Source organism: Actinocorallia aurea (assembly GCF_054783995.1).
Genome location: NZ_BAAGPQ010000010.1, coordinates 46,145 through 67,301, shown reverse-complemented (window position 1 = coordinate 67,301; position 21,157 = coordinate 46,145). Strand labels below are relative to the sequence as shown.

18 protein-coding genes are annotated in these 21,157 nt (G+C 72.9%); 6 read left to right on the top strand and 12 right to left on the bottom strand.

Annotated elements, in window-relative coordinates; translation table 11 throughout:
- Position 1: 1 nt before the first annotated feature.
- Entirely contained in the window at positions 2–871 is an 870-nt protein-coding gene (locus tag ACYVOM_RS11545; RefSeq protein ID WP_460303287.1) for an NAD(P)H-binding protein, read from the bottom strand.
- 141 nt (positions 872–1,012) lie between these two features.
- Complete coding sequence (locus ACYVOM_RS11540) at positions 1,013–5,416, bottom strand: Hsp70 family protein (RefSeq protein WP_460303286.1); 4,404 nt, start codon at positions 5,414–5,416, stop codon at positions 1,013–1,015.
- Between the two features lie 355 nt (positions 5,417–5,771).
- On the opposite strand from ACYVOM_RS11540, the gene ACYVOM_RS11535 reads away from it, so the two are divergent.
- Positions 5,772–6,683, top strand: coding sequence for a LamG domain-containing protein (locus ACYVOM_RS11535; RefSeq protein ID WP_460303285.1), 912 nt, complete (start codon positions 5,772–5,774; stop codon positions 6,681–6,683).
- A 57-nt stretch (positions 6,684–6,740) separates the two neighbouring features.
- Entirely contained in the window at positions 6,741–7,178 is a 438-nt protein-coding gene (locus ACYVOM_RS11530) for an NUDIX domain-containing protein (protein WP_460303284.1), read from the top strand.
- A 9-nt stretch (positions 7,179–7,187) separates the two neighbouring features.
- Here the strand turns inward: ACYVOM_RS11530 and ACYVOM_RS11525 are convergent, their stop codons facing one another.
- Both ACYVOM_RS11525 and ACYVOM_RS11520 read right to left on the bottom strand, forming a co-directional pair.
- A complete protein-coding gene (locus ACYVOM_RS11525) occupies positions 7,188–8,135 on the bottom strand; it encodes a hypothetical protein (RefSeq protein ID WP_460303283.1) in 948 nt (315 codons plus the stop codon).
- A gap of 130 nt (positions 8,136–8,265) precedes the next feature.
- Positions 8,266–9,690: an LVIVD repeat-containing protein gene (locus ACYVOM_RS11520; protein WP_460303282.1), complete on the bottom strand. Its 1,425-nt coding sequence runs from the start codon at positions 9,688–9,690 to the stop codon at positions 8,266–8,268.
- Between the two features lie 169 nt (positions 9,691–9,859).
- Here ACYVOM_RS11520 and ACYVOM_RS11515 point away from each other — a divergent pair, with 169 nt between their 5' ends.
- Together ACYVOM_RS11515 and ACYVOM_RS11510 are read left to right on the top strand one after the other, a co-directional pair.
- A complete protein-coding gene (locus ACYVOM_RS11515) occupies positions 9,860–10,477 on the top strand; it encodes a DUF305 domain-containing protein (protein ID WP_460303281.1) in 618 nt (205 codons plus the stop codon).
- A gap of 91 nt (positions 10,478–10,568) precedes the next feature.
- Positions 10,569–11,045, top strand: coding sequence for a hypothetical protein (locus ACYVOM_RS11510; RefSeq protein ID WP_460303280.1), 477 nt, complete (start codon positions 10,569–10,571; stop codon positions 11,043–11,045).
- Here the strand turns inward: ACYVOM_RS11510 and ACYVOM_RS11505 are convergent.
- A complete protein-coding gene (locus ACYVOM_RS11505) occupies positions 11,038–12,003 on the bottom strand; it encodes an AraC family transcriptional regulator (RefSeq protein ID WP_460303279.1) in 966 nt (321 codons plus the stop codon). The genes ACYVOM_RS11510 and ACYVOM_RS11505 overlap by 8 nt on opposite strands.
- 111 nt (positions 12,004–12,114) lie before the next feature.
- Here ACYVOM_RS11505 and ACYVOM_RS11500 point away from each other — a divergent pair, with 111 nt between their 5' ends.
- Complete coding sequence (locus ACYVOM_RS11500) at positions 12,115–12,588, top strand: anthrone oxygenase family protein (protein ID WP_460303278.1); 474 nt, start codon at positions 12,115–12,117, stop codon at positions 12,586–12,588.
- Between the two features lie 81 nt (positions 12,589–12,669).
- On the opposite strand, the gene ACYVOM_RS11495 is transcribed toward ACYVOM_RS11500, so the two are convergent.
- Positions 12,670–13,959: a cation:dicarboxylate symporter family transporter gene (locus tag ACYVOM_RS11495; RefSeq protein WP_460303277.1), complete on the bottom strand. Its 1,290-nt coding sequence runs from the start codon at positions 13,957–13,959 to the stop codon at positions 12,670–12,672.
- A gap of 176 nt (positions 13,960–14,135) precedes the next feature.
- Between ACYVOM_RS11495 and ACYVOM_RS11490 the strand changes: the two genes are divergently transcribed.
- Positions 14,136–15,044, top strand: a complete 909-nt coding sequence (locus ACYVOM_RS11490; protein ID WP_460303276.1) for a LysR family transcriptional regulator — start codon at positions 14,136–14,138, stop codon at positions 15,042–15,044.
- 48 nt (positions 15,045–15,092) lie between these two features.
- Here ACYVOM_RS11490 and ACYVOM_RS11485 read toward each other — a convergent pair whose 3' ends face one another.
- From ACYVOM_RS11485 to ACYVOM_RS11460, 6 genes are read right to left on the bottom strand one after another with little or no spacing between them, the layout of a single operon-like run.
- On the bottom strand, positions 15,093–16,055 hold the full coding sequence (locus ACYVOM_RS11485; RefSeq protein ID WP_460303275.1) for a fumarylacetoacetate hydrolase family protein: 963 nt from the start codon (positions 16,053–16,055) through the stop codon (positions 15,093–15,095).
- Positions 16,055–16,990, bottom strand: a complete 936-nt coding sequence (locus tag ACYVOM_RS11480) for a VOC family protein (RefSeq protein ID WP_460303274.1) — start codon at positions 16,988–16,990, stop codon at positions 16,055–16,057. The genes ACYVOM_RS11485 and ACYVOM_RS11480 overlap by 1 nt, the downstream gene beginning before the upstream one ends.
- Positions 16,987–17,988 carry an amidohydrolase family protein gene (locus tag ACYVOM_RS11475; RefSeq protein ID WP_460303273.1) on the bottom strand — a complete coding sequence of 334 codons (1,002 nt, stop codon included), beginning with the start codon at positions 17,986–17,988 and terminating at the stop codon, positions 16,987–16,989. Before ACYVOM_RS11475 ends, ACYVOM_RS11480 begins: the two co-directional genes overlap by 4 nt.
- On the bottom strand, positions 17,985–19,085 hold the full coding sequence (locus tag ACYVOM_RS11470; RefSeq protein ID WP_460303272.1) for an FAD-dependent oxidoreductase: 1,101 nt from the start codon (positions 19,083–19,085) through the stop codon (positions 17,985–17,987). Before ACYVOM_RS11470 ends, ACYVOM_RS11475 begins: the two co-directional genes overlap by 4 nt.
- A 16-nt stretch (positions 19,086–19,101) precedes the next feature.
- Positions 19,102–20,058, bottom strand: coding sequence for a cyclase family protein (locus tag ACYVOM_RS11465; protein ID WP_460303271.1), 957 nt, complete (start codon positions 20,056–20,058; stop codon positions 19,102–19,104).
- Positions 20,058–21,029: a fumarylacetoacetate hydrolase family protein gene (locus tag ACYVOM_RS11460; protein ID WP_460303270.1), complete on the bottom strand. Its 972-nt coding sequence runs from the start codon at positions 21,027–21,029 to the stop codon at positions 20,058–20,060. The genes ACYVOM_RS11465 and ACYVOM_RS11460 overlap by 1 nt, the downstream gene beginning before the upstream one ends.
- Positions 21,030–21,157 lie beyond the last annotated feature (128 nt).

The following is a 21,157-nucleotide window of genomic DNA, read 5'->3' as shown; positions in this document are numbered from 1 at the left end:
GTCAGTCCGCGAGCGCGGCGGCCACGAGCTCCCGGGCGGACCGGGGCGCGCGCCCCAGCAGCGCGGCGAGGTCCCCGGGCGAGGACGACTCCAGCATCCCGGACCGGATCGTGTTGAACATCGAGACCGTGTGGCCCACCTGGTAGGGCAGCAGCGGCGTCCCGGCGAGGGACGCGCGCAGTTCGGCGGTGCTCAGCGACCGGTAGGCGACGGGCCTGCCCAGCGCCTCGGCGAGCAGCCCGGCGAGGTCCGTGCCGCCGATCGGCTCGGGCCCGTCCAGCTCGTAGGTCCTGCCCGCGTGGCGCACCGGGACGCCCGCGGCGAGGTCCGCCGCGGCGTCGGCGGCCACCCGGACGGCGGCTTCGGCGAGGTCCTCGCGGGCCGCGAGGCGGACCCGCCCGGTCCCGAGCGCCGCGGTGAACTCGCCGGTCGCCGCGGCGGACGCGGCGGCTCCGGTCGCCCAGTCGGCGGCGAGTTCGGCGTACAGCCCGTTGCGCAGGACCGTCACCCCGAACGGCGCCTCGGCCAGCCGTCGCTCGGTCCACCGGTGCGGCAGCGCGATGCTCAGCCGGTCGGCCGCCCCGACGAGGCTGGTGTAGACGACGTGCCGCACGCCGGCCCGCGTCGCGGCGTCGGCCACCGCCCCGTGCCGGGCGAACACGACGTCGTCCTCGGCATAGCCGGCCGAGACGAACACGAGCACGTCCACCCCGGCGAACGCTGCGGAGAGCGTGCCGGGATCGTCGAAGTCCAGCCGCCTGTCGGCCGCGCCGGACCTGCTCGCCGCGAGCGCCTTCACCCCGCCGAGCGCGCCGAGCCCCCGATGGACGAGCCCGCCGAGCGCGCCGGAGACACCGGTCACCAAGATCATGAAATCCTCCTTCGTTCGACCCCGAGCCTCGCCCTCGGCGGCTCGCTCCGGAAGAACGCACTTCCCCGTCTCCTGCGCACACGGCGGTAACCCCGCAGCTCCGCAGGGCCGCCCGGACGGCGCGCATGACGCGCGTCACGGTCAGGAGGGCAGGCCGTATCCCGCGGAGGTGAGGAGGGGGAGGAGGGAGGACGTGGAGAGGGCGTAGGTGGTGTCCCGGGGGTGCTCCGCGCCGGTGAGGAGTCCGAGGACCTCTCCTTGGGCGTTGAGGAGGGGTAGGCCGTTGTCCGCGGCGGCGGTGCCGGGCAGCCGGACGCGGACGAGGTCGAGGGACTGCTCGGGGAACGCCTCGAAGGCGTCGACGGTGGTGGCGCGCAGCGTCCCGGCGGAGGGCAGGAAGGCGGGGTCGCCGATCCGTGTCAGGTTCGGGTGGGCGAGCCGCAGGGGGCGGGCCCGGACCGGTGCGGCGAGCCGGAGGACCGCCGCGCGCGGCCCCGGCAGGGTGAACGACCCGACGACGCCGATCGTCCCGGTCGCCGAGACGACGGACAGGTCGCCTTCCCCGACGAGCACGGACGCCTCGGTGACCACGAGCGTGGGCGTGAGAAGGAACCCGCTGACCCGGCCGACCCGGACGAGGCACCCCTGCGCGTCGAACCCTTCCGGGTGCGCCGGATCGCGCAGCAGCACGCCCAGGGCGTCGCCTGACGCGCGCAGAACGTCCCGGTAGGCTTCGGCGGCCCCCGTCTCGGCCAGGCAGTGCAGCCACCGCTCGACGTCATCCCCGGCCCTCGGCGGCTCCGCCAGCTCGGCGACCGCCTCAAGAGCGCGCGCGTGGTCGCCGACCGCGTGCAGGCGGCGGAACCGGAGCAGCGGATCCGTCTCGTCGGCCGCGAGCCGGACGAGCACCGCGGTCCACAGCCGCAGCTGCGCCAGCCGAGGCCGCGCCTGCTCGACCAGCTCGCGCAGCCGGGCCGTGAGGGCCCGCGCGGCGCCCTCGTCCGGCTCGCCCGCCAGGTACTGCGACACCGCCAGGGACGCCTCGCGCAGCGGGGCCTCCAGCGCGCGCACCTCGGCCTCCACCTCCGTGAACTCACGCCCGTGGATCTGGGTGAGGGCCCGCTCGGTCATCGGATCGGGACGGCTCGGACCCGCCCGGTGCGCCGCGCGCAGCCGCCGCAGCTCGGCCAGGAGCGCGGCCCCGTCCGCCCGCTCCGCCTCCTCAAGCAGATCCGACAGCTCACCCCGCGCCGTCGCCAGCGCGGCCCGCCGGGCCGCCTCGTCGCGGTCGCCGCGCTGCCGCTCGGCCATCTCCCGGACGGCGGCGGGCGGCAGCAGCGTCGTGTCGGCCACGCTGATGGAACGCCGCGAGCCGGTCTTGACGTCCTTGGCCGTGACCTCCAGGACGCAGCTCGCGTCGATCGCGAACGTCACCTCGATCTTCGGCTCGCCCCTCGGCGCGGGCGGGATGCCGCCGAGCTGGAACTCGGCGATCTTCGAGGCGGGGTCGAGGTCCCCGTTGTAGATCTCGATGAGCACCTGCTCCTGGCCGTCCGCGGCGGTGGTGTAGACCTGGGTGCGCTGGACGGGGATCGTGGTGTTCGCCCCGATCACCTCCGAGAACTCCGGCGCGCCTTCGTCCGGGTCGACCCGGATGCCGAGGGCGAGCGGGGTCACGTCCAGCAGCACTTGGTCCGCGAGGGCGCCCGAGAGCACCGCGGCCTGGAGCGCCGCGCCGAAGACCACGGCGGCGCGCGGGTCGGCGAGCACCGTGCGGCGCAGCCCGAAGACCCCTTCGACGGTGGCCGCGACGGGCGGCGCGAGCATCGGCCCGCCGACCAGCACGAGATGGTCCGGGGTGCGGTCCAGGGAGTCGCGCATCCCGGCGCAGACCGCCCGCAGCCGGGCCAGGGGCTCGTCGAGGATGTCGGCGAGCTCGTCCCGGCCGAGCGCCAGCACGAAGCCGGGATCGCCCAGGAAGCCCGGCATCGGGTGGACGGCATGCGACTGCCCGGAAAGGGTGATCTTCAGCTCCTCGACGGCGATCTCGAACCGGAGCCTGTCCTTGCCCTTGGCCGGGACCGTGACGCCGTCGCGGGCCAGGCGCCGCTCGATCGCACCGCCGATGACGGTGTCGAGGTCGCGGCCCCCGAACGCGTTGTCGCCGGTGACCTGGAGCACCTCGTACACGCCGTCGTCGACGGTCAGCGCGCTGATGTCGAGCGTTCCCGCGCCGAGGTCGACCACGACGACGTTGCCGGCCAGGCGCCGCTGACGGGTGGCGGCGATGCACGCGGCGGTCGGCTCGTGGATCAGCCTGACGAGGTCGACGCGGGCGATCGCGCACGCGTCCCGCGTCGCCTGCTTCTGGTTGTTGCCGAAGAAGGCCGGGATCGTGAGGATCGCCCGGTCGCGGGGGATCCGGGCGCGCGGGTCGCGGGCGAGCCGGTCGGCCAGGCCCGGGGGAGTCCTGCCCAGATCGGCGCGGGCCAGTTCCGCCGCGCGCTCGGCGACGCGCTCGGCGAGGAAGCTCTCCACGAGGTCGCGGCCGTGCGCGATGAGCCGGGCGGCGACCTCCTCGGCCCGGTAGTCGCGGTCGCGGATCCGGAAGCGGGTCGACCTGCCGATGCGGCGCTTCGCGGCCCGGATCGCGCCCCGGACCCGGTCGGCGAGGAGCTCCTCCCCGGAGAGCCCGACTCGCTCCGTCCCGTCCTCCTCGACGACGAGCGTGGAGGCGAAGAACGACCTGCCGTTCCAGGTGCACAGGACGGGCTCGCCCGCCTCCCTGTCGTACACGGCGACGGCGCACGTCGTGGTGCCGAGGTCCATGGCCCAGGCCGCCGCGTAACGGCCGTCGATCTCCGCTCGCGCCCGCCGCAGCCACGCCTCGACGTGTTCCTCGACGAGCGCGGCCTCCCGGTCGTGCGAGGCCTGCAGGACGCGGGCGACGGCCTCTTCGAGGTGCGGCGGGATCTCGGACCTGTCGCGTGCCTCGCGTAGGAGTTCCAGGGCCCGTTCGGTATGGGCTCCGGTGTCGACGGCGTGCAGCGCCAGCGCGGTCAGCCTTTCGTGGTCCCCGGCCCTGCGCAGGCACTCGACGAGCCTTGGATCCTCGATCGCGGCGACGCCCTTGCCCGCCTCAAGGCACCGGGCGGCCTCCGCGGGCCTGTCCGCCCGCAGATACAGGTCGACGGCCCTTTCCCGCTCACCCTCCTCCTCGTACAGGGCGGCGGCCCCGGCGAGGTCGCCGCCCGCCTCCCGGGCCGCGGCCCTCTCCCGCCGGCCTCCCGGCTCCTCCCGCAGGACGCGTTCGGCGTCACCCGGCCGGCCCGCCCTCAGATAGAGCCCGTGCGCCCGGTAGACGTCCCCGTCCCGCTCCGCATGGGAGGCGGCGGCGAACAGCTCACCCAGCGCCTCCTCGAAGAGGCTCCGCGCATGGTGGTCGCCGTGCCCGATCCGCCGCCGCCCCACCGCGGCGACGGCCGCGTGCCGCGACACCGCTTCGGCGACTCTGGCGGCATCCGCGGCAGCCGCGTCCCCCGCGGCTTCCGCGGCGTCGTCGGGTTCGGCGCGGAGGCGGGCGAGGACGCGGCCGGCCAGGGCGGCGGCGGCGAGGTGGTCCGCGGCGGCGACGAGGGCGTCGACGGCCCGCCAGCAGGACGCGGTCAGGCGGTCGAGGCGTTCGGGGAAGCCCCGCGGGCAGGTCTCCAGCGCCGCGAGAGCGTCGCCGAGGCGCTCATGGCAGCGGCTCACTCCGTCGTCGTCTCCTGCTTCCGCGTACTGGGAGAGTGCCTCCGCGTGGGAGCCTTCGGCGAACAGGAGGTCGCCCGCGTGCTTGCGGAGCCCGGTGCGGACGGGTTCATCGTCCGGCGTCGCCAGGGCGAGGCCCGCGCGGACGTCGGCGAGACTCGCCGAGCGCAGGCAGGCGGCCAGGGCCTCGCGGCGCTCCTCCGCGGTGGCGGCCAGCGCGACGGCCCGCGCGCCGCGGCCGAGCAGGGCGTGAACGGCGAACACGTCGGGGTACCACCCGTCGGGGACACCGGCGAGGAACGCCGTCCACAGCGGCGCGTCCGCGCCCAGCGGACGCCGCGCGAGGTGGCCGAGCATCCCGCGCGCCATGGTCGGCGCGTCGAGGAGGCCGGACGCGTGCAGCCGCAGCAGCAGCGCCACAAGGCGGTCGGCGTCTCCGCGGGCCGCCTGCGCGTCGACGAGCGCGTCCCGCGCGGCCGCCGCCACCTTGGCGATCCCGGCGCGGTGCCCGAGCGCGAGAAGCACCTCCAGCGCGTCCGCGTCGGCCCCGACGACGAGCCCGGCCAGCACAGGCTCGTCACGAACACTGAACGCGAGGACGTGCCTGGCGGCAGGGAACCGCCCGTCGTAGGCGTCGAACACACCGCGCGCATCCGCCCCGTCGCCCGCGCCGAGCGCGTGGAGCAGCAGTTCGCGATAGTCCCGCGCCGCCTTCTCCCAGTTGACCGGCCCGCCGCCGAAGGCCGCCGCGAGCCTGCGCCGAGTCCGGCTCTTACCTCGATCGAAGATCGACATGGCGCGGACTCCCCGGGGGAAAGGGCCTCGATACCGATCTTCATGCTACGAGCCCCACCCTGCCCCCGCCAGCCGTCCACCCCAGAGACCGTCGCGATCGAGGCCCCGCGGCCTGCCGGGGTGGCGCGCCCCCGGGCCGTCCCCAGGACTCCGTGCGGGTCGCCGAAAGGGAGGACGGAGGCGATACGGTGGGAGTCCGTGGATATTTCTGGGCAGATCTTGTCGTTCGCGATCGTTGTGGGGCTTCTGACGATCGCTCCCGGACTGGACACCGCGGTGATCCTGCGGACGTCGGCGGTGGGGTTGCGCGAGCGGGCCTGGGGCGTGGTCGCGGGAAATCCAGAGCGGGACACTGGTGTGGGGCGCCCTGTCGTCCGCGGGGGTCACGGCGATCTTCACGGCTTCGCACGCGGCGTACACGGCCCTGCGGTGGGCGGGCGCCGTGTACCTCGTGTGGGTGGGCGTGCGGATGCGGCGGACGAGGCGCCCGCGGCGGTCCCGGCGGGCCTGGGGGGACTCCTGGGTTGCCGGATGGCGGCAGGGCGTCTGGGTGCTCCCCGGCGAGGAGACCGTGCGGCCCCCGGCCTCGGCCCCCGCACCGCCCTCCACCGACGCCCCAGCGCCCGCCGCCACCGGCACGCCGCCGCCCGTGCCCGACGCGGCGGCCTGGTGGGAGTTCACCGCCGCCGACGACCCCGCCCCGGAACGCTTCGGCAACGCGAAGCTCGACGGCGACGGCCTCCTCATCCTGGACGGGCTCTCCGGCCACGCCGTCGCCGACGTCCCGGGCCTCGACCCCGCCGCGGGCTTCACCGTCGCCGTCCGGGCCCGCTTCGACGGCTACGGGACCACCGACCGGCGCGACGTCACCCTCGCGAGCCTCCCCGGGAAGACCTCATCGGCCTTCCTCCTCCAGTACAAGTCCACCTGGGGCGTCGACGGCTGGCACTTCGTCATGCCGCGCGCCGACGCGAGCGAGCCGCAGTCCGACTCGGTGTCGTCGTCCGTCGCCCCCGAGAAGGGCCGCTGGTATGCCGTCGTCGGCGTCCACGATCCCGCCGCGAAGCGGATCAGCCTCTACGTGGACGGCGAACGCCAGGCCTCCGCCCGCCACACCGCCACCTGGAAGACGCCGGGGCCGCTCGACCTCGGCGCGCACCTGTGGGCGGGCCTGGAAGGCGGCCACTGGCCCGGCGCGCTGGACAAGGCCGCCGTCTACCCCCGTGCCCTGACGCCTGCCGAGATCAGGACCCTGTCCTCCTGGTGACCCGTCTCGTTCGGAAATGCCCCGATACGCAGTGCCCGCTCCGGCTATCGTGCTGACATGCTCGTGCGGGTGACCGGCATTCTCGTCGAGGACGGCGCTCTCCTCCTGCTCGACCAGGACGTGGGCGACGGCCGCACCTGGTCCCTCCCCGGCGGGAAGGTCGAGCCGGGCGAGCCCCTCGCCGACGCTCTGGTGCGCGAGATGCGCGAGGAGACCGGCCTGGAGACCGAGCCCGTCCGCCTCCTCTACGTCTGCGACCACCTCCCGCCCGGCGCCCCCCACGTCGTCCACCTGACGTTCGAGGTCCGCCGCACCGGCGGCACGCTCGGGTCCGTCGCGCCGCACGCCGACACCCGTCCCATCCGCGCCGTCGAGATGACCCCCTTCGCCGCCCTCCCATCCCGCGGCTTCACCGCCCGTTTCACCACCCTCGTCCGCGACGGCTTCCCCGCCGCAGGCTCCTACATGGGCCCAAAGAGCACCATCGGCCTCTGAACCACCCCATCAACCCACCAGATCGGCCTCCCACGCGTCCGGCAGCCTCCCGTCGCACACCGCGCAGCGATAGTGCCCGTCCTTCACGATGTTGAGCTGCCGGCACGCGACGCACCGCCGGAAGACGAACGCGGCGGTGAACCCTCCCGGATGGGCGATCCCGGCCCGGTCCAGCGCGCCGCCGACCGCGGGCCACGACGACGGTTCCGGGCAGTACCCCGTCGACTGGTTGCTGACCTCGCCGACGCCCCACGACAGCACGCCGTCGCGCTCGAAGGCGATCTCCCCGGCGCTGAGGACGGCCCCACCCCCGGCACAGGCGACGTGCTCGCTCCGCCGGGGCGCGAGCAGCAGCGTCCCCGTCCCGTCGACGACGAAGGTGAAGGGCTCCTCGGGCTCGTTCTGGCGGGCGAGCCATCCCGCGAGCCCGACGGACGAGGTGATGGCCTTCCCGCGAGGCTGGACGAGCGCCCGCTCCCGGATCTCCTCCGGGCCGACGTACGGGTACCGCCGGAACGGCGCGAGCCCGAGTTCGGCCGCGAAGGCCCAGAACGACGGCGCCACCACACGCCAGGCGCACCGGCCGGGATCCGTCCAGAAGTCGCTCCCGACGACCCGCGGATCCGCCAACCCCGTCCGGTAGTCCAGCGCCAGCGCCAGATCGGCCCCGAGCTCCCGGTTGACGGCGATGAGCACAGCGGACCGGGCATCGAGCCAGGGCAGCTCGACAGGCCTCCCGCCCGGCCCCCCGGAGGCGATCCTGAAGAAGTCGCCCTCCAGCACGTCGAGCGACCGCGACTCCCGTCGCATCCGCGCGACGTCCGTCAGAAAGTCCAGCGGTTCGGCGAACCACGGCACGACCTCGGCGAGCACCGCGTCCCCCGGATGCCGCCAGCTCCCGTCGGCGAGCAGTTCCACCAGCGCCCCGGGCAGCGGCAGCCCCCGCACTCTGATCACAACGCCTCCCGAGGCGAAAGCGAGAGAGCCGATCCTGCCACGCGGCTCCCGGACCCCGGGCACGCGGGGCGGCGACCGAAGGCGCCGGCCCGCCCCGATGCCTCGGGGCGAGCCGGTTTGGGGTGTTGGGTTAGAACATGTCGTACTGGGTTTGGGCGTTGAGGATGGGGTATTTGTAGCGGCCGGCGTGTTTGGTCAGGGGGTCGGTGACCTTGAGGACGTCGAAGCCCTTTTGGATGTCGTTGGAGTAGATGTGGCCGTTGTAGTAGTAGGCCGACCAGGAGCCGCCGAGGATGAGGGAGGTGGCCGAGAGGGGGCCGCGCTCGAAGTAGGCGAGTTCCTTGGGGTTGCGGGAGTTGGTGAAGTCCCAGACGGAGATGCCGCCCTGGTACCAGGCCTGGACCATGATGTCGCGGCCCTTGACCGGGATCAGGTTGCCGTTGTGGGCGACGCAGTTCTCGGTGTCGGCGTTCGGGCGGGAGATCTTGAAGTAGCTGCGGAAGACGAGCTTGCGCTTGTCGCCCTTGCCGACGATGTCGTAGATGGCGTCCGCGCCCTTGGTCGCGCCGATCGTCTCGTTGCAGGTGGCAGTTCCGCCGCCACCGAGTTCGTCGGTGAAGACGACCTTGTCGGCCTTGTTGTTGAACGTCGCGGAATGCCAGAACGAGAAGTTGGCGTCGTCGCGGACGACGCTGATCGGCTGCGGATCCTCCCGGTCGGAGATGTCGAACAGCGCCCCGTCGCCCATGCAGGCGCCGGCCATCAGGTCCTTGTCCGGGTAGACGGTCAGGTCGTGGCAGCCGGTCGTCGCGTAGGTGGTCTCGGGGTAGGCGAGGCCGTCCCCGGGGTTGCCGCCGTCGCTGAACAGGACGGGCTCGGCGACGAGCGCGGCGGTCGTGGGGGCGGCGACCGGCACCTTGATCACGGAGATCTTGTCGTGCGGGTAGGTGCAGTCCGCGCCTACGCTGGCCGCGCTCGTCAGGTAGGACGAGACGTACAGGTAGACGGTCTTCTTGCTCTTCGAAGGCACCAGGGTGTGGGTGTGGGACCCGCACTTGGTCTCGACCGACTTGATGTAGCTCGGGTTCGCCGGGTCGCTGATGTCGAAGATCTTGATGCCCTCCCAGGCCGTCGGGTCGGTGACGGGCTTGGCGGTGCTCTGACACGAGTCGTCGCTGCGGGAGGAGTCCGTCGACAGGAACAGCAGGTTCCCGGTGACGGAGATGTCGTTCTGTGATCCGGGGCAGAGGACCTGGCTGACGACGGTCGGCGCGGCGGGCTCACCGATGTCGTACACCGTGAAGCCGTTGTAGTTGCCGGCGAAGGCCAGGTCGCCCTTGAAGGCGAGGTCGGAGTTGTAGGCGGTGGCCGAGGCGAAGATCCCCTGTTTGGGGAGGTTCGCCAGGTGCTTGAGGTCGGGGCTCGACACGATCTCGTCGACGCCCGGGATGACCGGGGCGGCGGACGCGGGAACGGTGCCGAGGATCAGGGTGAGCGCGGCGAGCAGGGCGGTCACGAGGCGGGCGGTCGGTCTGTGTAGGACTCTGGAGGCCATACGGGAGCTCCTTTGGCGGACACTGATCGATCGCCGCGAGTATCACCTTTTTCCCGGCATGTAAGGGAAGTTCGAACAAGGCTGTAATGATGTTGGTACGACGCGATATGCCCACTGGGCGTCCCGGGTTGTTACCTTCACGTCGCGAGCGGTGAAGGGAGTGCGTCGAATGGGTGTTGTCGGACGCGGTACGGGTGCCCTGGCCGTCGCGGCGCTGGCCGCCGCGCTGCTGGCCGGATGCTCCGGCGGCGAGGAGCCGGTCGCGGGTCCCACCGCGACGATGCTGGCCCCGGGCCGCCCCGGCGAGCCGAACGCGACGATCACCTCGGGCCCGACGGCCGAGCCGGAACCCGCCGAGGCCGACGTCGCGTTCATGCGCATGATGATCGTGCACCACGGCCAGGCGATCGAGATGTCCGACCTTGCCCCGACCCGTGCCGCCGATCCCCGGGTGAAGTCCCTGGCGTCCCGCATCAGCGCGGCCCAGACCGGCGAGATCGCCGTCATGCGCGACTGGCTGCGCGACCGCAAGAGGCTTCCCGCGACGGGCCACGACCACGCCATGCCCGGCATGATCACCGAGCAGGAGTTCGACGCGCTGGAAGAGGCCCGCGCCGCGGAGTTCGACCGCCTCTACCTCACCCTCATGATCAAGCACCACGAGGGCGCGCTCGCCATGGCCGACACCGTCCTGGCCTCCGGAACCGACACCCTCTCCCTCCAGCTCGCCAAGGACGTCGCCACCACCCAGCAGTCCGAGATCAACCGCATGCGCGACCTCCTCTGAGCACCCCACGGCAAGCCCGGGATCTCTGTATTGTGCGCATCGTCAGCGGCATGTGCCCTGGCGTACCAGACCTCCCAGAAAGGCACTCTTCGTGCGTAAAGCCGTCGCCGTGCTCGCCGCCTGCTCCCTCTTCGTCGCGCTTCCGGCACCGCCCGCCGCCGCGGCCGCGCCCAAGCTCACCTCGCAGGGCTACGGCAAGCTGAAGATCGGCCAGACCAAGGCCAAGGCCCTCAAGACCGGCCTGATCAAGCTGACGGGCGACGCGGGCTCGGGCTGCACCACCTTCGTCTTTAAGAAGAAGCCGAAGGCCGCGAGCGGTTACCTCTCCAACAAGTACGGCGTCATCGCCATCTTCGCGGCGAAGTCCATGAAGACCCCGAAGGGCATCGGCATCGGCTCCACCAAGGCCGCCGTGAAGAAGGCCTACCCCAAGCTCAAGGACACCGTGAACGTCTCCTGGGTCCCCGCCCCCGGCAGCAAGGTCGCCCAGTACAACTTCCTGTTCGGCCCCGACAAGAAGGTCTACGAGATGGGCCTCGTCCACAAGAAGCAGCACTGCTTCAACTGACCGCGGCCTCCCGGCCGGCCTGCGCGGCGCTGACCGCGCGGTGTTCGGCCGGGGTCGTCCCGCGGACGCGTTTGAAGGCGGCGCTGAGCGCGAACGACGTGCCGTAGCCGACCCGGCGGGCGATGGCGCCGAGGGTGAGGGACGGGTCGGCGAGGAGGTCGGCGGCCAGGTCGAGGCGGTGCCCGGTCAGGTGGGCCATGGGGGGCGCGCCGACCAGCGCGGTGAAGCGGCGGGTCAGGGTGGAACGGGAGACGGCGAGTTCGGCGGCCAGGGCGTCGACCGTCCACGGGTGGGCGGGGTTGTGTTCGAGCAGGCGCAGCGCCCGGCCGACGAGGGGGTCGGACTGGGCGCGGTACCAGGCGGGCGGCTCGGCGTCGGGGCGGGTGAGCCAGGCGCGCAGCACGGTGACGGTGAGCAGGTCGAGGAGGCGGTCCAGGACCGCGGACTGGCCGGGCGCCTCGGTGGTGATCTCCGCGGCGAGCGCCGAGACCAGCGGCTCGCGGGACGCCTCGGCGGGGAGCACGAGCAGCGGAGGCAGCGCCGACAGGAGGTCGCGCGAGGTCTCGGCGGCGGTCTCGTACGTGCCGGTGAGCATGACCGTCCGGCCGTCGCGGCTGTTCCCCCAGGTGCGCAGGCCCTGCGACATGCGCTCCTCCAGCCGGGTGCCGTCGAGGGAGGCGCAGACCTGGCCGGGGCCGATGGAGATCTGCGGCGAGGTGTCCGGCGCGTCCGCGACGGTGTACGGATCCGGGCCCCGCGCCACCGCGACGGCCCCGGGCGTCACCTCGACCGGCGGTCCGGCGGCGGGCGTGAGCCAGGCCGTCCCGCAGGCGAGGACGACGACGGTCAGCGGCGCGCCGTCCTCGATCCGCATCGACCACGGAGGGTCCATGACCGAGCGCAGCAGGAACGCGCCGCGGGCGCGTTGACCGTTCAGGAGTGCGGCGAGGGCGTCCATGCCAGGACGGTAGCGCGTGACCCGCGCGCGTATGCCGCCGCGCGTCTCGGCGATGGAGCCTGGGCCGCTCCGGCGGTGGGATGGAGGCATCCGAGATCCCGAGGGGGAAACATGGTCCGCGCACTGCTGCTCGTCTCGACCGTCGGCGCCGGGGTCGGCGCCGGCGTCTTCTTCGCCTTCTCCACGTTCGTCATGCGCGCCCTCGGCACGCTGCCGCCCGCCGAGGGCGCGGCCGCCATGCAGGCGATCAACCGGGCCGCGCCGCATCCGCTGTTCATGCTGGTGCTGTTCGGCTCCGCCGCGACGGGCGTCGCCGCCGGGATCTCCGCGCTGCGCGACATCTCGGCGCCCGGAGCCTGGTGGACGGTCGCCGGGGCCGTGCTCGTCCTCGTCCCGGTGATCCTGACGATCGTCTACCACGTGCCCTACAACGACCGGCTGAACGCCCTCGACGCGTCGGCCCCGGCCACCGCCGACTTCTGGGCCGCCTACCTGTCGAGGTGGACGGCCGCCAACCACGTCCGCTGCCTGAGCGGCATCGCGGCGGCCGTCTCCTTCGCCGTCGCCTACCGGTCCGCCCGATGACGCCCGCCTCCCGGGCGGGGGAGGGTCGCTCGGCCTCGACCTGCGGCGGGGCAGGAGGACCCCTGCGACGAGGTCGGGCCGTCAGGTGGTGGCGGGCTCCGGGGACGCGGCCGGGCGGTGCGCGAGGGTGGCGCGGGCCCGGCCGAGGTCGAGGGTGCCGGTCCACTTGGCGATGACGAGGGCGGCGACGGCGTTGCCGGAGAAGTTGACGAGGGCGCGGCACTCGGACAGGAACTTGTCGATGCCGAAGATGAGCATGATCCCGGCGGCCGGGACCGTGCCGAGGGTGGCGAGGGTCGCGGTGAGCGCCAGGAAGCCCGCGCCGGCCACGCCCGCGGCGCCCTTGGACGTCAGCAGCATGACGGCCAGGAGCGCCACCTGGTCGCCGACGCCCAGGGGAGTGTCGGTGGCCTGGGCGATGTAGAGGGTGGCCATCGACAGGTAGAGGGCCGCGCCGTCGAGGTTGAAGCTGTAGCCGGTCGGGACGACGAGGCCGACCACGGACCGGTCCGCGCCGAGCGCGGTGAGCCCCCGCATGAGCCCGGGCAGGGCGGGCTCCGACGTGGACGTGCCGAGGACGAGGAGGTACTCCTCCTTGAAGTAGCCGATCAGGCGGAAGATGTTCAGCCTCAGGTACACCGCGAGCAGCCCGCCCAGCACGACGACCACGAACAGGACCGACGTCGCGTAGAACAGCGCGATCAGCGCCCCCAGGCCGGTGAGCGCGGTGAGGCCGAACGCGCCGACGGAGTAGGCCATCGCGGCGAACGCCCCCAGCGGCGCGGCCCTCATCACCATGCCGAGCACGTGGAAGACGACCTCGGTCAGCCGCCGCACCCCGTCCAGGAGTGGTGCGCCGACCGGCCCGACGGCCTGGAGCGCGACGCCGAACAGCACCGCGAGGAAGATGATCTGCAGGATGTTCCCCTCGGTGAACGCCCCGAAGAAGCTGTCGGGCACCAGGCCGGTGAGGAACTCCCACCAGCGCCGCTCCCGCCCGCCGTCGATGTAGCGCTGCGCCGTCTCGGTCGCGGCGAGTGCCGACGGGTCGGCGTGCACGCCCTCGCCGAGCCGGAACACGTTGCCGGCGACGAGCCCGGTGAGCAGGGCGACGAGGGTGCCGACCTGGAAGTAGGCGAGGGCCCTGACGCCGGTCGCGCCGACCTTCCTCAGGTCGGAGACGCCGCCGATGCCGCCGAGGACCGTCAGGAAGACGATGGGGCCGATGAGCATCTTCATCGCGGCGACGAAGGTCGTCCCGACGGGTTCGAGCGCCTTGCCGAGCTCGGGCCACTGCCCTCCGACGAGGACGCCCGCGCCGATGGCGACCACCACTTGGGCGTAGAGCCGCCGGTACCAGGGTCTCGCCATCGGGCCTCCTCGCTCGGGCGCTGCCGCGACCACGGTGGCGGTGGCCGCGGAGCCCGTCAAAGACCGACGCCCCGCCGATCCCGCGGCGAGGGGCCGCCTTGACGCGGACGCGACCCTGATGATCGGTAAGAAAGATGGTCTAGGGCTGGGGTATCGGTCCGGTCTATGCTGGGTGGGTGCAACTCGAAAGCCTCGACCTCAACCTCCTGATGGCCCTGCACGCGCTGCTCGAAGAGCGCAACGTCACCCGCGCGGGCCGCAGGCTCGGCCTCAGCCAGCCCGCGATGAGCGCCAACCTCGCCCGGCTGCGCCGCCACTTCGGCGACGAGCTCCTCATCCGCACCGGCAACGTCTACGAGCTGACGCCGCTCGCCACCGCCCTCGTCGACGCGACCACCCACGCCGTGGGCGTCGTCGAGCGCGTCTTCTCGGCCCGCCCGTCGTTCGATCCGGCCACCAGCGACCGCGAGTTCACCCTCGTCACCTCCGACTACGCCGTCAGCGTCATGGGCGAGGAGCTGATGCGCGTCCTCGGGGAACGCGCCCCGAACGTCCGCATCCGCTTCCTCCAGATCAACGTCCCGCGCATCGACGACGTGGACACCACGCTCCGCTCCTCCGACGGCGTGATCATGCCGCACGGCTTCATCACCGGCTACCCGTCGGTAGACATCTACGAAGACCGCTGGGTCGTCCTCGCCGATCCCGGCAACCCCGCTCTGGCCGACGGCCTGACCATGGACCACCTCAGTACCCTCCCCTGGGTGGCGACCTTCCGCGGCCCGACAGCCGGCGCCTCGGCCGCCCGCCAGCTCAACCTCCTCGGCGTGAAGCCCCGGGTGGAGATCGTCGTGGAGAACTTCCAGTCCCTGCCCTTCCTCATCGCCGGCACCGGCCGCATCGCCCTCATCCAGGAACGCCTCGCCCGCAAACTCGCCCCCTCCACCCCCTGCGCCATCCACCCCGCCCCCTACGAGGCGGTCCCCGTCCTCGAAGCCCTCTGGTTCCATCCCGTCCACCAGTCCGACCCGACCCACCGCTGGCTCCGCGAGACCCTCATCGAAGTGGGCGCCGGCATCCCCTGATCCTGCGGGCCCGCCGGAAGGGCCGCCGCGGTGCGGCGGCCCTTCCGGTCACCCGCGGGGGCGGGTTCTCGGCCGGGGGCGTGCTGCGGGGATCGGGACCGGGGCGGCCCCGGGGACGATCCTGTTCACGAGGGCGCCGATGCCCTCGACCGTCAGGGTGACCTCGTCGCCGGGGCCCAGGGGCGGCGGTTCGGAGGCGCCGGCGCGGCCCCAGAGTTCGGCGAGGCAGCCGCCGTTGCCGCAGGTGCCGGAGGCGAGGACGTCGCCGGGGCGGAGCTCGGCGCCTCGGGAGGCGTAGGCGACGAGCTCCTCGAAGGGCCAGCCCATGTTCGACAGCAGGTCGCGGCCCACCTCCTCGCCGTTGACCTCGGCCGTCAGGCCCAGGCCGAGGAACCCGTCGGCGTCGCGGTACGGCTCCAGGTCGGCGGCGGGAACGATCCAAGGGCCGAGGGTGGAAGCGAAGTCCTTGCCCTTGCAGGGGCCGAGGCCGACCTTCATCTCCAGGGACTGCAGGTCCCGGGCGGACCAGTCGTTGAAGACCGTGTAGCCGAAGATGTGGTCGCGGGCCTGTTCCGGGGTGAGGTCGCGGCCCGCCTTGCCGATGACGACCGCCACTTCGAGTTCGAAGTCGAGGACCGCGCTGCCGGGCGCCATGGCCACCTCGTCGCCGGTCGCGACCAGCGAGTGCGGGTTCGTGAAGTAGAAGGTGGGGGCCTCGTACCACCGGTCGGGGACGCCCGACACGCCGTCGACGCTCTTGCGGACGCCCTCGACGTGCTCCTCGAACGCCACGAAGTCCCGGACCGTCGGCGGATCGAGCGGGGGGAGCAGCCGGACTTCCGCGACCGGAACACCGGGCTCACCCAGCGCGCGCCCCACGGCCGCCTCCTGCTCGGCGGCGGTCCACCCGACGAACTCCCGCATCGAGGCGGCGTCGAGCGCGTGCACCGTCTCGTCCGCCGCGACGCCGCACAGGGTGCGGCCCGCGTGGACATAGGTGAGGTACCGCATCAGACGGGCGGGGCGACGAAGATGCCGCGGTCGACGTCGTTGAACGATTCCTTGGCGACGAGCTCGTTCATCGGGTTCGCCGTCCCCCACTGGTCGGTGACCTCCGGCTGGGAGAAGTCATGGACGGACGGGTGCCAGGTGTCCTCGTCGAGGAGTTCCAGCTCGGTCGTGTACTCGACGGTGTTGCCGTGCGGGTCGAGGAAGTACGTGAAGGTGTTGTCGCCCGCGAGGTGTCGCCCCGGCCCCCAGATCTTCTTCGCGCCGGAGCGGATGACGCGCCCGGAGCCGCGCATGTACTCGTCGACGCCGCGCAGCTCGAACGACAGGTGGTGCACCGACGTGTGCGGCCCCTTGGCGATGGCGAGGCTGTGGTGCTGCGGGTTGCAGCGCATGAAGTGCATGACGTCGCCCATGTGCGGGCTGGACAGCGTGTCGGAGAGCGCGAAGTCCAGGTGCGTCTCGTACCAGGCGCGGGTCGCGGCGAGGTCGGGGGAGTTGAGCACGACGTGCGACAGCCGGACCGGAACCGACTCCTTCTCCTCGATCTTGCGGTGCGCCCGCACCGCGACGTCGGCGGAGATCTCGATGGTCCGCCCGTCGAGGTCGAAGAACCGGAAACCGTAGCCGCCGCCGGGCGTGTCCAGTGTCCCCGGCTCGGTGACGAGCCTGACGTCCGCGGCCCGCAGCCGCGCGGCCAGCGCGTCCACGTCGGCGGGCGTCTGCGCGCCGAACGCCACGAGGTCGAGCCGCTTCTCGGCGGCCTCCCGGATCCGCACGACGTACTGCTCCGGCGAGCCCGCGGCGGCGAGGAACGACAGTCCGGTGTCCGTCGCGACCTCCTCCAGCCCCCAGACGCCGGCGTAGAACTCGCGCTGCTTGGCGAAGTCGGGCACGGCGAGGTCGACGTGCCGCAGATGGGTGATCAGTCGTGTCACGGGGTCACTTCCTTGATTCCGAAGAGTCGGGCGGCGGTCTCTCCCGCGACCGCCGCGCGCTCGGCGGCGGTGAGGCCCGCCGCGTCGAGCCGGGCCAGCGGGTCTTCGACGCCCATGTCGAAGGGGTAGTCCGAGCCGAGGACGACCCGGTCGGCGCCTGCGGCGGCGACGAGGGCGCGCAGTACGCCCGCGTCGTGGACGAGCGAGTCGCACCAGAGGCGGCGCAGGTAGGCGCTCGGCTTCTCCGCGCAGGTACGCGCCTCGGGCCGCACCTCCCAGCCGTGGTCGGCACGGCCCAGGTACGTCGGCAGGTAGCCGCCGCCGTGCGCGGCGACGATCTTCAGCGCGGGATGCCGGTCGAGGACCCCGGCGAAGATCAGGTGCGAGAGCGCGACGGCGTTCTCCACGGGCTGCCCGACGATGTTCGACAGGTAGTACCTGTCGAGCCGCTCGTCCAGCGTGCAGCCGAAGGGGTGCACGAAGACGACGGCCCCGGTGGCGGCGGCGTGCGCCCAGAACGGCTCAAGGCGTTCGTCGGAGAGCTCGACGCCGGGGGCGTGCGAGGAGATCTCGACGCCCTTCAGACCGGCGGCGAGCGCGTGGTCCAGCGCCTCGACCATCAGCGAGGGGTGCTGGAGCGGCACGAGCCCGAGCCCGTGCAGCCGTTCGGGGGCCTGCGCGCAGTGCGCCGCAGTGCCCGCGTTCGCCAGCTCCCAGACGGTCCGGGCCGCGGTTTCGTCCGTCCAGTAGTGGTAGTGCGATGGCGAGGGGCTCACGATCTGCACGTCGACGCCCTGGGCGTCCATGTCGGCGAGCCGCACCGGCACCTGGGTGAGCTTCGGGATCCGCGAGCCGACCATCGGCCCGGAGACCGCCAGGGAGGCGGCCCCGTTGCGCCGCGCGTCGAGCGCGCGGTGCTCGGCGAGGCCGGGCAGGTCGGCGACGGCGGCCTCGATCTCGGGGAGGATGACGTGCGCGTGCACGTCCACGGTGGTCACGGCAGCTCCGTCAGCAGCGCGGAGGTGCGGCCCATGGTGCCGGGCACGTCGCCCTGCTCGCCCGCGAGCTGCCACGCGCAGATCTGCACCGACGCCTCCACCACGGCCCGCACGCGCGGCAGCCGCCGCTCGGTGTACCCGTCGAGGGGCTTGCCGGCCAGGAGCGTCTCGGCGAGGACCGCCGCGTCCTCCAGGCACATCGCCGCGCCCTGCGCGATGGTCGGCGGGCAGGCGTGCGCGGCGTCGCCGACCAGCACGACCCGGCCCCGGTGCCACGGCTCGTCGACGAGCAGCGCCTCGAACCAGGTGTAGTTCACCCGCGCCCCCTCGGTGAGGTCGGCGCGGATCTCGGCCCACTCGCCGCCGTAGCCCTCGGCGAGCCGCCGCATCTCCGCGATCGGGTCGAGCCCGGCGACCTCCTCCTTCGACCGGGCCTTCTCCACGAGGTAGGCGTACATCTCGGTCGGGCTCGTCGGGCAGTACCCGGCGATAAAGCAGGGCCCGCCGTACGCGAGGTCGGTACGGGTGACGCCTTCGGGCCGGCGGGTGTGCACCCGCCAGATGCCCATTCCGACGGGCTCGGGCCGCGCCTCGATCCCGATGAGCTCCCGGACGTGGGAGCGGATGCCGTCCGCGCCCACCACGAGGTCGTAGGAGCCGGTCGTGCCGTCCCGGAAGACGACGTCCACGCCGTCACCGGTGTCCGTCAGCGCGTCCACGGTCGTGCCGAACCGGACGGTGACGCCCGCCTCCAGCACCGCCGCGTGCAGGATCTCGGCGAGTTCCGGCCGGTTCATCCCGAGGGTGGCGGGCAGGTCAGGCCCGCCGGTGCGGACGTCGGGGATCTCGGCGAGCACGGTGCCGTCCGGCAGCCGGATGCCCAGCTCGTCGAACGCGAAGCCCTTGGCGCGCACCGCGTCCCACACGCCGAGGGCGCGGAGCTGGCGCAGGGCGTTGCCCTGGAGGGTGATGCCGGAGCCGAGCGCGGACACGTCGGCGTTGATCTCGGCGATCTCGACGGCGACGCCGCCGCGCGCGAGCAGGACGGCGAGCGCCGACCCGGCGACGCCGCCGCCGACGATGAGGACTGAACGCATGGGGTGGTCGCTCATTTCACTTGAGGGCGAGGGGATTCACGGGGGAGCCGACCGCGCCGGTGATCGGCAGCGGCGGGGCGGCGAGGAGGAACGCGTACGAGCCGTCGGCCGCGCAGTCGGCCGCGAGCTCCTCGAAGTCCCACATCTCGCCGATCAGCAGGCCCATGTTGGGGATGACGACCTGGTGCAGGGGTTGGAAGGCGTTGTCGAATTCGTTGGGGCGGACTTCGAAGCCCCAGGTGTCGGTGGCGATGGCGGCGATCTCGGTGCGGTGCAGCCAGCCCGCCGTGGTGAACGAGAGGCCGGGGGCGGGTCCTCCGGCGTATTCGCCCCAGCCGTCGCGGCGGGCGCGGGCGAGTTGTCCGGTGCGGACGCAGACGATGTCGCCGGTGCCGATCGTGACGCCGTGGGCCTCGGCGGTGGCCGTCAGATGCGCCTCGGTGATCGCGAAGCCGTCGGGGAGCTCGCCGTCGCCGATCACCCGGCCGACGTCCAGCAGCACACCGCGTCCGACGACCGGCGCGGCGAGGGTCTCGATGCCGGTGACGAGGTCGCCGTCGGAGGTGACGACGCGTTCGGCGGGGCGGCCGTTCCAGGCCTTGCCGTGGTCGAAGATGTGGCCGAGGCCGTCCCATTGGGTGGAGCACTGGAGCGGCATGGCGATGACGTCGTCGGCGCCGCCGATGCCGTGCGGGAAGCCCTGGTTGCCCAGGGCGGCGTCGGTGCCGGTGTCGAGCATGGTGTGCACCGGGTTGGTGCGCCGCCGCCAGCCCTTCTGCGGCCCGTTCATGTCGAAGGACTGCGCGAGGGAGAAGCTCACGCCGCGCCGCACCAGGGCCGCCGCCTCGCGCCGCTTGGCCTCGGTGAGGAAGTTGACGGTCCCGCGCACGTCGTCGTCGCCCCAGCGCCCCCAGTTGGAGTACGCGGCGGCGGCCTTGGCGATCTCGCCTTCGGGGTCGGTCCGGTCGAGCATCAGCCTGCCTTCCGCACGATCCGGTTGCGCTGCGCGCCGAGGCCCGTGATGGAGCCCTCCATGACGTCGCCGTCCTGGAGCAGGACGCCCCAGTGCATCCCGTTCCCGGCCGGGCTGCCGGTGAGCACGAGGTCGCCGGGCAGCAGGCGCGCGGACTGGGAGATGTACGACACGAGCCGCGCGACGCCGAAGATCATGTCCTGGGTTGACTCGTCCTGGTAGGTCGTGCCGTTCACGTCGAGGCGGACGGTCAGGTCCGCGACGTCTCCGACGAATCCGGCGGGCACCAGGAACGGGCCGAGCGGCGTGAAGCCGGGGATGTTCTTCGAACGCTGCCAGTCGGTGCCGATCTCGGGCATGTCCCGCCGGAACACCGCCTCGCGCGCGGTCAGGTCGTTGGCGATCGTGTAGGCCGCGACGTGGTCGAGGGCGTCGGCCTCAGAGACCTGGTAGGCCTCCTCGCCGATGACGGCCGTCAGCTCCAGTTCCCAGTCGGGCTTGGCGACCCAGTCGGGCACCGCGATGTCGTCGTACGGGCCGGTGATCGCGCTGGGCAGGCCGGTGAAGACGTAAGGCAGGTCCTCTGCCGCACGGCGGTCCATCAGCGCTGCGGTGTCGCGGCGGATCTCGTCCGCGGTGCGCGCGTCGTCGGGGGCGCGGTGCGCGACGGCCAGGTCGATGACGTGGGTGCGGTAGTTCGCGCCGGACTGGAAGACCTGCCGGGGCTCGACCGGGGCGAGGACGCGCAGGTCGGCGAGGGCGAGCCGGGGCGCGTCGGACGCGGCGAGCGCGGCGAGGCGGGGGAGCGCGGCGGCCCAGTCGGCGAGCAGGCCGCGGGTCGTCTCGGGCAGGCCGGAGCCGGTGAGGTCGAGGACCCGGTCGCCGGTGACGAGCCCGGCGAACCCGCGGCCGTCGGCGTCCTGGAAAGTGCCGACCGCGAACGGCCCGGCGGGTGAGGCAAGAGCGGACATCAAGGGTTCCTTCCGTGAATGCGCTTCCACTGTGGCCGCCGTCACGTGATTTGGGAAATCGATAACGGGTATGTCTTTCATCCGTTCCATGGATGATTAGGACGGGCGGGCCCGGTGCGGACCCGCCC

Excerpts from the sequence above, each read along its gene's own strand:
- ACYVOM_RS11545 (WP_460303287.1), bottom strand. The coding sequence starts at position 871 with ATGATCTTGGTGACCGGTGTCTCCGGCGCGCTCGGCGGGCTCGTCCAT.
- ACYVOM_RS11540 (WP_460303286.1), bottom strand. The coding sequence starts at position 5,416 with ATGTCGATCTTCGATCGAGGTAAGAGCCGGACTCGGCGCAGGCTCGCG.
- ACYVOM_RS11530 (WP_460303284.1), top strand. The coding sequence starts at position 6,741 with ATGCTCGTGCGGGTGACCGGCATTCTCGTCGAGGACGGCGCTCTCCTC.
- ACYVOM_RS11520 (WP_460303282.1), bottom strand. The coding sequence starts at position 9,690 with ATGGCCTCCAGAGTCCTACACAGACCGACCGCCCGCCTCGTGACCGCC.
- ACYVOM_RS11515 (WP_460303281.1), top strand. The coding sequence starts at position 9,860 with ATGGGTGTTGTCGGACGCGGTACGGGTGCCCTGGCCGTCGCGGCGCTG.
- ACYVOM_RS11505 (WP_460303279.1), bottom strand. The coding sequence starts at position 12,003 with ATGGACGCCCTCGCCGCACTCCTGAACGGTCAACGCGCCCGCGGCGCG.
- ACYVOM_RS11500 (WP_460303278.1), top strand. The coding sequence starts at position 12,115 with ATGGTCCGCGCACTGCTGCTCGTCTCGACCGTCGGCGCCGGGGTCGGC.
- ACYVOM_RS11495 (WP_460303277.1), bottom strand. The coding sequence starts at position 13,959 with ATGGCGAGACCCTGGTACCGGCGGCTCTACGCCCAAGTGGTGGTCGCC.
- ACYVOM_RS11485 (WP_460303275.1), bottom strand. The coding sequence starts at position 16,055 with ATGCGGTACCTCACCTATGTCCACGCGGGCCGCACCCTGTGCGGCGTC.
- ACYVOM_RS11470 (WP_460303272.1), bottom strand. The coding sequence starts at position 19,085 with ATGCGTTCAGTCCTCATCGTCGGCGGCGGCGTCGCCGGGTCGGCGCTC.
- ACYVOM_RS11465 (WP_460303271.1), bottom strand. The coding sequence starts at position 20,058 with ATGCTCGACCGGACCGACCCCGAAGGCGAGATCGCCAAGGCCGCCGCC.
- ACYVOM_RS11460 (WP_460303270.1), bottom strand. The coding sequence starts at position 21,029 with ATGTCCGCTCTTGCCTCACCCGCCGGGCCGTTCGCGGTCGGCACTTTC.